The following is a 12892-nucleotide window of genomic DNA, read 5'->3' on the forward strand; positions in this document are numbered from 1 at the left end:
GTGTCTTACTGCTCGATCACCGACACTTCGTCATAGCCCGCGGTGAACCCGTCGAGCGAGAGTGTCAGTTTCACTTCTTGATCCGGGGCAAGGGCGGGCACGATGGTCAGCACCGCTTGCTTGCCGCGTTTGAAGGCGCCGATATCGGCATCGGTCAGACCCATGCGCACGTAGCAGCCCACCGGGTTGCAAAAGGCATAGGGATAGCGGCGGGCTTTTCCACCGTCGACCGACAGGGTCAGCTGTGCGGGCAGGGCGGTCTCAAGCGGGACAACAACCGTGGCACCGGCTTTGGCCTGACCACCATCAGGCAGACGGAAAAGCGAGACTTCGGCAACCGGCGCGCCTTCGCCATCAGCGAGGAGCTGGTACATCTGGCAGGGGTCGACCTCTTCCTCGGTCTTGATGCAGCGCATCTCCCAAGAGCCGATCTCTTTCTTGGTGTAGGGCTTGCCCAGTTCGGGGTCTTTGTCCGCGTCTTCGCCAAGGCTCAGCTGTTCTTCGATCTGGGCGGCATTGCCGCTGGTGCCGGGCTGGGGCTGCTGCTCTTCGGTCTGTGCTGGCTCTTCTTCCGTGGCGGTCTGGGCGAAAGCCGTCATTGGGGCCGTCAGTGCAAGCGCTGCACAAAGCGGCAGGGCGGTCATAAACTTGCTCATGTCATATCCACATTTGTTGCGTTACCGCCCCTTACCACGCCGCCGCGGGATTGTCAGTGGCCATGGCCGCATTTCAATAATGGTTCGGGCAATTTCATGCCGACCTGCGCGGGGGCGGTTTCCCTACGTTCTCAAGGGTTTAGGCGGCACAAATGCAAAAGGGGACGCAGCGCGCCCCCTTTCCATGTACTTTCTCCCCGTCGGACTGGGCCGACTTATTAATGCCACGTTAGGCAAGCAGGTGATGCCGGTCAACAGGAAAAATGCGACAATCTGTCAGGGGCCCGCGACAGTCCTTGGCAGAAAAAGGGCCGCACCCGAGGGCGCGGCCAAGTCTAACAGGGAGGAAGTACACCCACCCGAAAGAAGGACATGCGGGCGGGGTGCCTTCACTATGGCGCGCAAAGGTTAAGTTTGTATGCTCTAGTGGAACGGACGAATGGCTAAATTTGACAGAAAGGCCCCAGCGTGAGCAGTGACATCTTTATCGGCGGCGGCGGTCCCGACTATGCGACCAAGCAATTCCTCGACCTCGGCTATGCCAACCGCCACGGGCTGATCGCGGGGGCGACGGGCACGGGCAAGACGGTGACGCTGCAAATCCTTGCCGAGGGTTTTGCCAATACCGGGGTGCCGGTGTTTCTGTCGGATGTGAAGGGCGATCTGTCGGGCCTTGCAATCGCAGGAAGCGAGACCGCCAAACTGCATGTCCCCTTCACCGAACGCGCGGCAAAGATCGGCATTAACGACTATGCCTATCAATCCTTTCCGGTGACCTTTTGGGATCTCTTTGGGCAGCAGGGCCACCCCGTCCGCACCACCGTTTCCGAGATGGGCCCGCTGCTGATCGCTCGATTGCTCAGCCTTTCCGAGGCACAGGAGGGCATCCTGAACATCGCCTTTCGCGTGGCTGACGAAGAGGGGATGCCCCTTTTGGACCTGAAAGACCTGCAATCCCTGCTGGTCTGGGTGGGCGAGAATGCAAAGGACTTGGCGCTGCGCTATGGCAATGTCTCGACCGCGTCGGTGGGCACGATCCAGCGGCGGTTGTTGGTGCTGGAGAACCAAGGCGGCGCGCAGTTGTTTGGCGAACCGGCGCTGGCGCTGTCGGACCTCATGCGCTGCGATGCCGAAGGCCGCGGACGGATCAACATCCTCGCCGCCGACAAGCTCATGGCCTCGCCCAAGCTCTATGCCACCTTCCTGCTGTGGCTCATGTCCGAGCTTTTCGAGGAACTGCCCGAGGTCGGCGACCCCGACAAACCGAAGCTCGTGTTCTTCTTCGACGAGGCGCATCTGCTGTTTGACGACGCGCCCAAGGCGCTGGTCGACAAGGTAGAGCAGGTGGCACGCCTGATCCGCTCCAAGGGGGTCGGCGTCTATTTTGTCACCCAAAACCCGGCCGATGTGCCCGACGATATCTTGGGCCAGCTTGGCAACCGCATCCAACACGCGCTGCGCGCTTTTACGGCGCGCGACCGCAAGGAACTGCGCCAAGCCGCAGAGACCTACCGCGAAAACCCGCGTTTCGACACCGAAGAGGCGATCCGCGAGGTCGGCGTGGGCGAGGCGGTGACCTCTATGCTGCAACGCAAGGGCGTGCCGGGCGTGGTGGAGCGCACCTTGATCCGCCCGCCGTCTTCTCGGCTGGGGCCAATCACGGTGGCAGAGCGTGCGGCGATGCTGGCGGAGTCCGATCTGGCGGGGAAATACGAGACCATTCAAGACCGCAACTCGGCCTATGAGATGCTGAAGGCCCGCGCGGAAGCGGCGGCCAAAGAGGCCGAGAAAATCGAAGCCGCCGCCGAGGCAGAGGATGAAGCCGCCCGCGAGTTTCAAAAGGCCCGCCGCTATGGCGGGGCGCGCAGCGGCGGCGGCAGCCGGTCGGGCCGCAAGGCATCAGACGGGTTTGGCGATGCCATCGCAAGCGCGGTGATCAAAGAGCTGAAAGGCACCACCGGGCGCCGTATCGTACGCGGCATCTTAGGCGGCTTGTTCAAAGGGCGCTGAGAGGCTGGACAGACAAAAAAAGGGGCGCGGTAGCAATACCGCGCCCCTTTTCGTGAGGGGATCTCACCCACAGCTTACCGCTCGGGGATCAACCCGCGTGGGCTGAAGCGTAGCACCAGCAGCAGCACGACGCCCATGGTCAACAGCCGCATATGCGCGGCGCTTTCGATCAGATGCGCCTTCAAAGCCGAGCCTTCGGACATGCCAGCGGTGATCAGGCTCATCAGCCACAGACCCATCGGTTCGACCTGCACCCAGAGGAACCAGATCAGGAAACCACCCAAGATCGCGCCGAAGTTGTTGCCCGACCCGCCAACGATCACCATCACCCAGATAAGGAAGGTAAAGCGCAGCGGCTGATAGGTGCCCGGCGTCAACTGGCTGTCCATCGTGGTCATCATCGCACCCGCAATGCCGCAGATGGCAGAGCCGAGGATGAAAACCTGCAAATGCCGCGCGGTGACATCCTTGCCCATGGCTTCTGCCGCGACCTCGTTGTCACGGATTGCCCGTAGCATCCGGCCCCAAGGGGAATGCAGCGCACGCTGGCTCATCCACAGCAAAAGGATCAGCACCGCCGCGAAAAGCGCGATATAAAGCAGCTTGACCCAAAGCGTCGAGGCCTCCACCGGGTCAAACCCGAAGCCGGCGGCGCGTTCCACAAAGGAGGCGCTGTTCTGCAAATCGATCTCATAGGGCACCGGACGGGGCAGGCCGATCACGTTTTTCACGCCGCGGCTCATCCAGTCTTCGTTTTTCAGCACCGCGATGATGATCTCGGCAATCCCCAGCGTGGCAATCGCCAGATAGTCCGACCGCAGGCCAAGCGCCGTCTTACCGATCAGCCAAGCCGCCCCCGCAGCAAAGAGACCACCCACAGGCCAAGAGATCAGCACCGGCAGGCCAAGACCACCAAGATAGCCGGTCTGCGCGGGGTTGATCGCCTCGACAGCCTCAACCGCAGGATCGAGCAGGGCGCGGAAGATGAAGAAACCGATGACCAGCACCGCGATCACCGCAAGGGTGCGCGCCGTGCCGGGGGCCATGCGTTTCATCAGCATGACCGCCGCCACCACGGTGCCCGCCCCAAGGGCCAGCGCCCCCAGAATGGCGAAACCACCGGTGGACCAAGCGCCCTCGGTCGGGGGCATGGAGACCAGCACAGCCGCCAGACCGCCCAAGGCGACAAAGCCCATGACGCCGACGTTGAACAGCCCCGCAAAACCCCATTGCAGGTTCACCCCAAGCGCCATGATCGAAGAGATCAGGCCCATGGCGATGATAAGCAGGGCAGAGTTCCAGCTTTGGGCAAAGCCAGTGTAGATGATCATCAGGGCGATGATCCCGAAAAGGATCGTGTTTTTCGAAGTCTGGGTCATACCGATTTCCCCTTGAACAGGCCGGTGGGCTTGATCAGCAGAACGATCAGAAGAATGACGAAGCTGACCGCAAATTTGTAATCCGTGCTCATAAGTTGCACCAAGCCGTCAGGCTGCAGCCCTTCGGGCATCACATAGCCCAGCACCTTTTTCCACGCATAGGTAATCGTGACTTCGCTGAATGCGATCACGAAGCCGCCCGCGATCGCCCCCACCGGAGAGCCAAGCCCGCCGACGATGGCCGCCGCGAAGATCGGCAGCAGAAGTTGGAAATAGGTGAAGGGTTTGAACGACTTATCAAGGCCGTAAAGTGTGCCCGCGATAGTCGCGAGTGCGGCCACGATCATCCATGTGATCATCACCACCCGCTCAGGGTTGATGCCCGACAAAAGCGCCAGATCCTCGTTGTCGGAATAGGCCCGCATGGATTTGCCCGCGCGGGTCTTGTTGAGGAACCAGAACAGCACGGCCACAACGATGATCGCGGTGATGATGGTGATGCCTTGGGTCGTCTTGAAGGCCAGACCTTCGCGCAGGCCGGTCATCTCTTTGAAATCCCGCGCCGACATGATGAAGCGCTGCCCGTCGAGGAAGTTCTGATCGTCCGCGCCAATGATGAAGCGGGTGATGCCGTTATAGATAAAGGTCACACCGAGGCTGACGATCACAAGGATCACCGGCTTGGCCTTTTGCTCGCGGTAGAATTTATAGACCACCCTGTCGGTGCCCAGCACCAGCAGCATGGCAAAGGCGATGCCGAAGGGCAGGGCCAGAAGCGCCGTGGGCAGCACGCCGAGGCTGAGACCCATGGACTGGAACAGCCAAGTTATCAGGATCGTCGCCATGGTTCCCATGGCCATCGTGTCGCCATGGGCGAAGTTGGAAAACCGCAGGATGCCGTAGACCAGCGTCACGCCAAGCGCGCCAAGCGCCAGCTGAGAGCCATAGGCGATGCCCGGAATGAGCACATAGTTCGAAAGTGCAATAATTGCGTTGAGCAGATCCATGTTCAGCCCCCCAGAAACGATTTGCGGACTTCAGGATCGGCCAAAAGCTCTTTGCCGGTGCCGGTAAAGGCGTTCGCCCCCTGCACAAGCACATAGCCTTTGTCTGCGATCTCAAGCGCTTGACGGGCGTTTTGTTCGACCATCAGGATCGGGATGCCGGTGCGGGCCACCTCAATGATCCGGTCAAAGAGTTCGTCCATCACGATGGGCGAGACACCCGCTGTCGGCTCATCGAGCATCAGAACCTTCGGCTGCGTCATCAACGCCCGGCCCACGGCGACCTGCTGGCGTTGACCGCCCGACAATTCGCCCGCCGCCTGATTGCGCTTTTCCTTGAGGATCGGGAAGAGGTCATAGACCTGCGCCATCGTATCGCGGAAATCATCACGGCGGATGAAGGCCCCCATCTCTAGGTTCTCTTCGACCGTCATCGAGGTAAAGATGTTTGAGGTCTGGGGCACAAAGCCCATGCCCTTGGCCACCCGGTCTTGCGGGCTGAGATTGGTGATATCCTCCCCATCCAGCCGCACATGGCCTTTGCGCATGTCGAGCATACCAAAGACCGCCTTCATACCCGTGGATTTGCCCGCACCATTGGGGCCGACGATCACGGCGATTTCGCCGCGATCCACTGCGATGGTGCAGTCATGCAGAATGTCGGGGCCCGCGCCGTATCCGGCGGTCATGCTGTCGCCGATCAGAAAGGGGCCGCCGGGGGCGGGGTGAGTTTTGCCGCTGGCCTTGGGCATGATGCTGCCTTGGCCCTTTGCGTTGCCGACCGACCAATCTTTGTTGCCGCGGTCGCCGTAGGGATCATTGCTCATGCGCCTACCTTGTCCTTGTTCTTCAGACCAGTGCCGAGATAGGCCTCGATCACCTGCTCGTTCGCCTTGATCTCATCCAGCGTGCCTTCGGCCAGCACGTGGCCCTCGGCCATGCAGATCACTGGATCGCAAAGGCGGCCAATGAAATCCATGTCATGCTCAATGACGACGAATGTGTAATTGCGTTCTTGGTTCAGGCGGATGATGGCGTCGCCGATGGTGTTGAGCAGCGTCCGGTTCACGCCCGCGCCGACCTCATCCAGAAAGACGATCTTGGCATCCACCATCATGGTGCGGCCCAGTTCCAGCAGCTTTTTCTGGCCGCCCGAGATCTGACCGGCCTTTTGCTCGGACAGATGTTCGATGGTCAGGAATTCCAGCACCTCATCGGCCTTGGCTTTCAGTGCGCGTTCCTCATCGGCGATGCGCTTGGTACCGAACCATGTGTTCCACAGTGTTTCGCCCGACTGGTTGCCCGGCACCATCATCAGGTTCTCACGGCATGACATCGACGAAAATTCATGCGCAATCTGGAAGGTGCGCAGCAGCCCTTTATGGAACAGCTCATGCGGGGGCAGGCCAGTGATGTCTTCACCGTCCATGGTCACCCGGCCCGAAGTGGGCTGCAGCACGCCTGCGATAACGTTGAACAGCGTGGTTTTACCCGCGCCATTGGGGCCGATCAATCCGGTGATCGATCCCTTTTCAATCGACAGGCTTGCCCCGTCGACGGCGTGAAACCCGCCGAAGTGTTTGTGTACGTCGTCTACGACGATCATATGTCCATCCCCGTGTCCGCCACCTTGTGGCTGGTTTTTATTGGTCGTCTTGCGGTGGGCCGCGCATATCCGCGCTGCCTTACCTGTTTACAGTCTGCTGAGATTCTTGGAAGGGACCGCTGCGGTCCTTTTATGAAGAAAGCTTGCCGCTGCCTCGTTAAAGGCAGATCGCGCAGCATTGCCGAAATCACACCCAGCAAGATACATGCTCAGAGCCCTGACCGGCACGGCCATCTGTTGCTTTTTCATCCTGTCCTCCCAGACGGGACGCGTTTTCCACGTCCTCAATAGGAGTTTTGTACTGGCTGCCTGCGCGGAAGAAAAGCCGATTTCCCAAGCAAAAGGCCCGATCGCGATGCAACCGGGCCTCTGCAAGTGTTTCAGACGAAGCTTAGATCAGCGGTAGCCGACCGTCACCATCTTACCGTCTTTCATTTCGATCTCACGGTAGCTGCCCGCGCTTTCGCCCGGTCCGATCAGCTCAACCGCCGACGCACCGACATAGTCGACATCGCCGCCGTCTTTGATGATCTGCAGCGCTTTGCCCAGCTCACCCGGCAGGATTTTTTCGCCCGGTGCGTTGGCGACTTCCATCACTTTTTCTTTGTACATCGCCGGATCGTTGGACCCTGCGGCCTGCATCGCCAGCAGCATCAGAGCCGCCGCGTCATAGGCTTCGGGCGAGAAGGCGTTGGTCGGCTCGAAACCAGCTTCTTCGCCCATCTTCTTGTAGTTGTCCGGACCCTCGCCAGAGGCGCTTGGGTTCTGACCGAAAGAGCCATCCGCGATCTCGGCGAATTTTTCTTCGAGCGTGTCGGAGACCATGCCGTCGGGGAACATGAAGGTGTCGAACGCGCCTGCGTCCAGCGCGCCGTTCACGATGCCCGCACCGCCTTGGTCGACGTAGCCTGCAACGATCAGCACTTCACCACCGGCAGAGGCCAGCGCGCCGACTTCGGCGGAATAGTCCGCTTTGCCGTCTTCATGCGATGTGTTGATGGTGACGGTGCCGCCGGATTCCTTGAACGCGGTCTCGAAGCTGTCGGCCAGACCCTTACCATAGTCGTTGTTGGTATAGGTGACGGCGACTTCTTTGATGCCACGGTCGTTCAAGATGTCGGCCATGACCTGACCCTGACGCGCGTCAGACGGTGATGTGCGGAAGAACAGGCCGTTGTCTTCGACGGTCGACAGAGCAGGCGATGTCGCCGATGGCGAGATCATCACGATGCCGTTCGGAATAGCGACGTTCTGCAGCGAGGCAGTCGTCTCGCCCGAGCACATGCCGCCCACAATGCCGCTGACGCGATCAGAGGTGATCAGACGCTCAGCGGAAGCCACGGCCAGACCCGCGTCGATGCAGCCGGTGTCGCCACGCTCGGACGAAACGGTGGCACCGTCGAGGAACATGCCGGATTCATTAACTTCGGAAATCGCCAGTTCGGCACCGGCAGCCATGTCATTGGCCAACGATTCCAGCGGGCCGGTGAAGCCCAGCAGAATGCCGATTTTTGTGTCTTCTGCATGCGCGCCGGTGGCGAGCAAAGCTACGGCCGTTGTGGCCATCAATATTTTTTTCATTTGGTACTCTCCCTTAGTTGAACTCTCGTTCTGATCGAACGTTAGGTCGTGGTTTCGAAAAAGAAAAGGCGATTTATCACGTGGTCTGCGCGGGCGGCTTTTCGCGTGTGCCGAGTGGAATGCTGGAAATGGGCCGCTTGCTGGCTATGTCTTGTTCCAAGCCCCCACGCCCAAAGGAGCCTGCCCGTGACATCCGCCAAACAATTCGCGACCGCCACTTTCATCAGCCTTAGCAGCCTCTGCGCCGCAGGCGCGGTAAGCGCCCAGAGCAGCCTGACGATCACCCCCATAGCCGAGGGTCTAGAGGCGCCTTGGGGCATCGCCCCCATGCCCGACGGCGGCCTGTTGGTCACCGAGAAAGCCGGGCGGCTGATCTACCAAAAAGACGGCGCACAGCATGAGGTGTCGGGCCTGCCCGAGGTGGCCGTGGTCGGGCAGGGCGGTCTGTTGGACATCACCCTGGCCGAGGATTTCGCGCAGAGCCGCCTGTTATTCCTGACCTATGCCAAACCCCAAGAGGGCGGCGGCGCGGGCACCGCTTTGGCCAGCGCCAGATTGTCTGAGGACGCCCGCACTCTGGAAAACTTGACTGAGCTTTTCGCCATGAAACCGGGCAGCAACGGCGGGCAGCACTTCGGCTCTCGCGTGGTCGAGGCGCCGGATGGCACGCTGCTGGTGACCATCGGCGAACGGGGCGATCGCCCCGCAGCCCAAGACCGCAGCACCCATAACGGCAGCATCATCCGCGTGAACCGCGACGGCTCGATCCCCGACGACAATCCCTTTGTCGATATGCCCGATGTGCTGCCCGAGATTTGGTCCTATGGCCACCGCAACCCGCAAGGCGCGGGGCTGGATTTGGACGGGCGGCTTTGGGTGTCGGAGCACGGGGCCAAGGGCGGCGACGAGGTGAACCGCATCACCAAGGGCACGAATTACGGCTGGCCGGTAATTTCCTACGGGGAGCATTATTCGGGTGCGAAGATCGGCGAGGGCACCTCGAAAGAGGGAATGGCGCAGCCCGAATTCTACTGGGATCCCTCCATCGCGCCTGCGGGGCTGGTGGTCTACTCCGGCGCGCAATTCCCCGAATGGGAGGGCGATATCTTCGTAGGCTCGCTCAAGTTCGACTATATCGCTCGGCTGAGCGGTGACCCGCTGGAAGAGGTCCAGCAGATCAAAACCGCCGAGACTGCCCGCGTGCGCGATGTCGTCGAAGGCCCCGAAGGTGCGATCTGGTTCATCTCAGAGGGCAATGGCACCGTCTACCGGATCACGCCTTGACCCTCAGGCGGGCTGCCGGGTGGATTGGCTGCCGCGCTCGCGATAGGGCGTGGTTTGATAGTGCGCCCGGTAGCATTTGGAGAAATGCGAGGGCGAAGCAAAGCCGCAGGCCAGCGCCACGTTAATCACGCTCATATCCGTCTGCATCAACAGGTTACGCGCCTTTTGCAGCCGCAGTTCCATATAGTACCGTTTGGGGCTGCGGTTCAGGTAACGCCGGAACAGCCGCTCCAGCTGGCGGGTCGACATGCCAACATCCCGCGCAAGAATCGAGGGGCTGATCGGCTCTTCGATATTACGCTCCATCTGCTGAATGACTTGGCTGAGCTTGGGATGCCGCACACCGATTCGGGTGGGCACCGACAGGCGCTGCGTGTCTTGGTCCGTGCGGATCGACGAATAGATCAGCTGGTCCGCCACGGCATTGGCTGTTTCTTCGCCGTGATCATCGGCGATGAGTTTCAGCATCAAATCCAGAGACGAGGTGCCGCCCGCCGTGGTCAACCGGTTGCCGTCCACCACGAAAACCGATTTCGTCAGGATAACCTCTTCGAATTCCTCGCCAAAGCTGTCTTGATTCTCCCAATGGATCGTCGCGCGTTTGCCATCGAGCAGCCCGGCCTTGGCCAACGTATGTGCCGCAGTGCACAGGCCGCCCACTACCAACCCTTTGCGGGCCTCGCGGCGCAACCAAGCCAACAGTTTCTTGGTGGTTGCCGCCTGCACGTCGAGGCCGCCGCAGATCACAATCGTGTCGTCGCGGCCCAATTCCTCTAACCCGCCATCAAGCGCAAAGACCGCGCCGGCTGAGCTTGTGCAGGTCTCACCGTTTTCGCCCACGGCCTGCCATTGGTAGACCTCGCGTTCGAGCATGCGGTTGGTGATACGCAGGCATTCCACCGCCGAGGCAAAGCTCAGCAGGGTGAAATTCTCCAACAGCACAAAGACGAAGCGCCGCGGCTTGTCGGTCTGGGGGGGCATGCGGGTGGCCGGGCGCGGTTGGGACATCTCGGCGTCTTTCTACTCAGGTCGTCTCTGCCGACATGTGCCATAGCCGCCAGAACTTGCCGAAAACATTGCCCACGGGCCTGTCGTAACGTCAATAGGGCGCATTTCGGTTCTGGTCACTTTACCCGCGCCTTTGTATAGAGAAAGATCACGAAGCGCCGACACTCGGCGCTGTGGAGCGGAGTAGAAAGATGACAGACTGGAGCACCTCGAGCTGGCGCAGCAAACCGCGCGTCCAGATGCCCGATTACCCTGACCAAGCCGCATTGCAAGCGGTTGAGGCACAGCTGGCACGCTATCCGGTCCTCGTTTTTGCGGGCGAAGCACGCCGACTGAAAAAACATCTGGCCGCCGCTGGCCGTGGCGAAGCCTTCCTCTTGCAGGGCGGCGATTGCGCGGAGAGCTTTGAGCAGTTCAGCTCGGACGCCATTCGCGACACATTCAAAGTGATGTTGCAGATGGCCATCGTGCTGACCCACGGTGCCAAAGTGCCGGTGATCAAACTGGGCCGCATGGCCGGTCAATTCGCCAAGCCGCGCTCGGCCCCGACCGAAGTGGTGGATGGAGTGGAACTGCCCAGCTACCGCGGTGATATCATCAACGATCTTGCCTTTAGCGAAGCGGCCCGCATTCCGGACCCGCAAAAGATGCTGCGCGCCTACACACAGGCCGCCGCCACGCTGAACCTGCTGCGCGCCTTCTCGACCGGGGGCTATGCGGATGTGCATCAGGTGCACGGCTGGACGCTGGGCTTCACCGACGACGAAAAGGCCGAGAAATACCGCGAGATCGCGAACCGCATCTCTGACACCCTGGATTTCATGGCCGCCGCTGGCGTGACCGCCGAAACCGCGCATACCTTGCAATCAGTGGAATTCTACACCAGCCACGAGGCGCTGTTGCTGGAGTATGAAGAGGCACTATGCCGTCGCGACAGCCAGACCGGCAAGTGGCTGGCAGGTTCGGGCCATATGATCTGGATCGGTGACCGCACGCGGCAGCCCGACGGCGCGCATGTGGAATTCGCCAGCGGTGTGCAAAACCCTATCGGCCTGAAATGCGGCCCCTCGATGACCAGCGATGACCTCAAGCAATTGATGGCCAAGCTGAACCCCGACAACGAAGAAGGCCGTCTAACGCTGATCTCGCGCTTTGGTGCGGGGCAGGTGGGCGATCACCTGCCGCGTTTGATCAAGGCGGTTCAGGAAGAGGGCGCGAACGTCGTCTGGACCTGTGACGCGATGCACGGCAACACGATCAAATCCTCGACCGGTTACAAGACCCGGCCGTTTGATTCCGTGCTGCGCGAAGTGCATGAGTTCTTTGCCGTGCATAACGCCGAAGGCTCTGTCCCCGGTGGTGTGCATTTCGAGATGACCGGCCAAGACGTGACCGAATGCACCGGCGGTGTGCGGGCGGTCAGCGACGAAGACCTGTCGGACCGCTACCACACCGCCTGCGACCCGCGCCTTAACGCCAGCCAATCGCTGGAATTGGCGTTCTTGGTTGCCGAAGAACTGTCGAACCGCCGCACGGCACAGACAGCGCGGGCAGCTGGGTAACAGACGCGGCCTTGGCCGACCCACGATGAGATTGACGCCGCCCCGCATAATGCAGGGCGGCGTTTTTTTACGTTCGAAAGGCAGGTTTGCGCGCTATTCCTGCTCTGACTTCACCAACCGCAGGTAGGGCGGCAGATTTCCCGTCGTGGCACTGGTGAAGCTGGCTTTTCCCTCTGCAAATCCGGTTTCCCTTGGCAAAGTTGATTGTTGCAACGGAGCGGCATAGCGCAACGCTCTGGTCGCACCGCCAATGCCGCTGCGCCGCGTCGCCTGCGCCAGATCGAAACGCCGCGGGGTTTGGCCGACCTCGCCTCGTACGACCAGACAGCCCAGCACCCGGCTGACATCGCCCAGATCGCTTTTAAGCGGCAAAAGCAGCATGCGCCCCGTCAAAGCCGGTCGCCCATAGGAGGCAGCCGCGCTGAGATGCAGGGTGGTTTGACCGGGCAGTTGAAAAACCTCTTCCAGCGCCTCGCTGACGCGGGGACGCGATTGCGTGCCGAAAAAGGCGGTGATTGGCATGCCGCGCACCTCCATCCCCATGAGATCGCGCAGATGGCCGCCCGCGATACGCAACCGCCCAACACCCACCGCGACACGTTCAAGGATAAAGGCGTATTCCAGCGCGGCCTCTATTCCGCGCGGGTCGATATCGGACCGCCGCGGCATCAATCTGTTGCCACGCAAGGCTTCCCAATAGGCTTCGACCTGCGCCAGCGGGCCATAGCCAACATGCGTCCGATGATCTGACATGGCGACAACATTCTGCGCGGTGTGGCCTGTATTGCCCATTAAAACTCAC

The 12892-nt window shown here is 60.8% G+C and carries 11 protein-coding genes; 3 read left to right on the plus strand and 8 right to left on the minus strand.

The genetic code is table 11. The features are described from left to right. Positions 1–5 precede the first annotated feature (5 nt). Positions 6–656 carry an invasion associated locus B family protein gene (locus K3762_RS09515; RefSeq protein WP_132443400.1) on the minus strand — a complete coding sequence of 217 codons (651 nt, stop codon included), beginning with the start codon at positions 654–656 and terminating at the stop codon, positions 6–8. A gap of 468 nt (positions 657–1124) precedes the next feature. Between K3762_RS09515 and K3762_RS09520 the strand changes: the two genes are divergently transcribed. Further along, positions 1125–2666, plus strand: coding sequence for a helicase HerA-like domain-containing protein (locus tag K3762_RS09520; RefSeq protein ID WP_132443399.1), 1542 nt, complete (start codon positions 1125–1127; stop codon positions 2664–2666). Positions 2667–2740: 74 nt separating this feature from the next. Here K3762_RS09520 and K3762_RS09525 read toward each other — a convergent pair whose 3' ends face one another. The 5 genes from K3762_RS09525 to K3762_RS09545 all read right to left on the minus strand — a co-directional run bounded on the left by K3762_RS09525 (position 2741) and on the right by K3762_RS09545 (position 8236). Beyond that, the gene (locus K3762_RS09525; protein ID WP_132443398.1) at positions 2741–4045 is read right to left on the minus strand and encodes a branched-chain amino acid ABC transporter permease; all 1305 of its coding nucleotides are present in this window, start codon (positions 4043–4045) and stop codon (positions 2741–2743) included. Beyond that, positions 4042–5052 (minus strand): branched-chain amino acid ABC transporter permease, encoded by a 1011-nt coding sequence (locus tag K3762_RS09530; RefSeq protein ID WP_067628635.1) that lies wholly within the window; start codon positions 5050–5052, stop codon positions 4042–4044. The genes K3762_RS09525 and K3762_RS09530 overlap by 4 nt, the downstream gene beginning before the upstream one ends. Positions 5053–5054: 2 nt before the next feature. Beyond that, positions 5055–5876, minus strand: a complete 822-nt coding sequence (locus K3762_RS09535) for an ABC transporter ATP-binding protein (RefSeq protein WP_093926183.1) — start codon at positions 5874–5876, stop codon at positions 5055–5057. Continuing rightward, positions 5873–6655, minus strand: a complete 783-nt coding sequence (locus tag K3762_RS09540) for an ABC transporter ATP-binding protein (RefSeq protein WP_067628634.1) — start codon at positions 6653–6655, stop codon at positions 5873–5875. Before K3762_RS09540 ends, K3762_RS09535 begins: the two co-directional genes overlap by 4 nt. A gap of 396 nt (positions 6656–7051) precedes the next feature. Then, positions 7052–8236, minus strand: coding sequence for an ABC transporter substrate-binding protein (locus K3762_RS09545; RefSeq protein WP_120351073.1), 1185 nt, complete (start codon positions 8234–8236; stop codon positions 7052–7054). A 186-nt stretch (positions 8237–8422) separates the two neighbouring features. On the opposite strand from K3762_RS09545, the gene K3762_RS09550 reads away from it, so the two are divergent. Then, a complete protein-coding gene (locus tag K3762_RS09550) occupies positions 8423–9520 on the plus strand; it encodes a PQQ-dependent sugar dehydrogenase (protein WP_132443397.1) in 1098 nt (365 codons plus the stop codon). Positions 9521–9523: 3 nt separating this feature from the next. On the opposite strand, the gene K3762_RS09555 is transcribed toward K3762_RS09550, so the two are convergent. Continuing rightward, positions 9524–10528 (minus strand): GlxA family transcriptional regulator, encoded by a 1005-nt coding sequence (locus K3762_RS09555; RefSeq protein WP_132443396.1) that lies wholly within the window; start codon positions 10526–10528, stop codon positions 9524–9526. 191 nt (positions 10529–10719) lie between these two features. Here K3762_RS09555 and K3762_RS09560 point away from each other — a divergent pair, with 191 nt between their 5' ends. Continuing rightward, on the plus strand, positions 10720–12090 hold the full coding sequence (locus tag K3762_RS09560) for a class II 3-deoxy-7-phosphoheptulonate synthase (RefSeq protein ID WP_260009128.1): 1371 nt from the start codon (positions 10720–10722) through the stop codon (positions 12088–12090). A 93-nt stretch (positions 12091–12183) separates the two neighbouring features. On the opposite strand, the gene K3762_RS09565 is transcribed toward K3762_RS09560, so the two are convergent. Beyond that, positions 12184–12882: a PAS domain-containing protein gene (locus K3762_RS09565; RefSeq protein WP_260009131.1), complete on the minus strand. Its 699-nt coding sequence runs from the start codon at positions 12880–12882 to the stop codon at positions 12184–12186. Positions 12883–12892 lie beyond the last annotated feature (10 nt).

Source organism: Sulfitobacter sp. W074, assembly GCF_025142275.1.
Lineage (GTDB): Bacteria > Pseudomonadota > Alphaproteobacteria > Rhodobacterales > Rhodobacteraceae > Sulfitobacter > Sulfitobacter profundi.

What these genes read in the sequence shown, in the direction of transcription:
- K3762_RS09515 (WP_132443400.1), bottom strand. Translation starts at nt 656, where the DNA reads ATGAGCAAGTTTATGACCGCCCTGCCGCTTTGTGCAGCGCTTGCACTG.
- K3762_RS09525 (WP_132443398.1), bottom strand. Translation starts at nt 4,045, where the DNA reads ATGACCCAGACTTCGAAAAACACGATCCTTTTCGGGATCATCGCCCTG.
- K3762_RS09530 (WP_067628635.1), bottom strand. Translation starts at nt 5,052, where the DNA reads ATGGATCTGCTCAACGCAATTATTGCACTTTCGAACTATGTGCTCATT.
- K3762_RS09535 (WP_093926183.1), bottom strand. Translation starts at nt 5,876, where the DNA reads ATGAGCAATGATCCCTACGGCGACCGCGGCAACAAAGATTGGTCGGTC.
- K3762_RS09540 (WP_067628634.1), bottom strand. Translation starts at nt 6,655, where the DNA reads ATGATCGTCGTAGACGACGTACACAAACACTTCGGCGGGTTTCACGCC.
- K3762_RS09545 (WP_120351073.1), bottom strand. Translation starts at nt 8,236, where the DNA reads ATGAAAAAAATATTGATGGCCACAACGGCCGTAGCTTTGCTCGCCACC.
- K3762_RS09555 (WP_132443396.1), bottom strand. Translation starts at nt 10,528, where the DNA reads ATGTCCCAACCGCGCCCGGCCACCCGCATGCCCCCCCAGACCGACAAG.
- K3762_RS09560 (WP_260009128.1), top strand. Translation starts at nt 10,720, where the DNA reads ATGACAGACTGGAGCACCTCGAGCTGGCGCAGCAAACCGCGCGTCCAG.
- K3762_RS09565 (WP_260009131.1), bottom strand. Translation starts at nt 12,882, where the DNA reads ATGGGCAATACAGGCCACACCGCGCAGAATGTTGTCGCCATGTCAGAT.